The organism is Ligilactobacillus salitolerans, from assembly GCF_003864415.1.
Taxonomy (GTDB): domain Bacteria; phylum Bacillota; class Bacilli; order Lactobacillales; family Lactobacillaceae; genus Ligilactobacillus; species Ligilactobacillus salitolerans.
The window spans coordinates 1-895 of the sequence record NZ_BFFP01000091.1; the positions used below are offsets into that span (position 1 = coordinate 1).

Here is an 895-nt window from a genome sequence, read left to right on the forward strand (position 1 = left end):
TCCAGCTTAAACATTTGATTAAGCATCTTGAGTGGCTTTTTAGCTCGCTGATCTCTTTTGGCCGCTTCAAAAAACTTCCGGCGGACATGAGCCAAACAACCGACCCGATCGCAACAATCAACAGATGAATAGACTGAATAACCGTCGCACTGTAACACACCAGAAAAGCCAGCATAGAGCTTTTGCCCGGATTTAGCTGTCCGATCAGGTTGATACGCGTAGTATATGCCTTGGTGCTGTGCGGTTTGCGGGGTCCGTAGGACCCACATTCTTGATTCAGTACTTGCTTTTTTACCCGGTTCTCTTAAAACCTGCACGACTGTCTCATCACCTTGCAGATAAGGTGCTTTGAGCAACTCAGAGTGAATCAATTCGGCTAAAGGTTGAAGCAGTTTTGAACCATTGATGACAGCGCGCGACAAAGTTGACTCACTTGTTTTCCAGCCTAGCCGTTGCCAGTCCTTTAACTGCCGATATAAAGGAGTTCCCAGACTGTATTTTTGATAAACAATGTTACTTAACAATTCAGCTGTAATGGAACTATGTAAAAATAAATTTCCCGGTGCCTGGGCGCTGTAAAAAGCTGTACCGCCGGCCTGTTGATCAACGCAATCTTCACAGTCACAGGTATAGGTTTCGAGATACTGATCTTCGACCCACAGTTTAGCAGGCTGGTAGCGTAATTTTTTACCCAGGGATTTTTTGCCAATCATCTTTAACTTGTGTCCAAAAGGACAAAAATCGGATTCACGCCGATATATCGTAGTTACTACGTCTAAGCCGGCTACCTGTTCTTCCCTTTTTTGCCGCTTTTTTTGTGGTTTTTGGACCGTTGTCTTACTTTCTTGCGTGCTTTGTTCGTCAGTGATCTCTGACCGGCTAAAAACACTGTCTG

Annotated in this window: 1 protein-coding gene; it reads right to left on the minus strand. The window is 44.7% G+C overall.

Annotated features, from left to right (window positions below):
- A partial coding sequence (tnpC, locus tag LFYK43_RS12165; protein ID WP_124978589.1) for an IS66 family transposase occupies positions 1-895 on the minus strand: 895 nt, incomplete at both ends.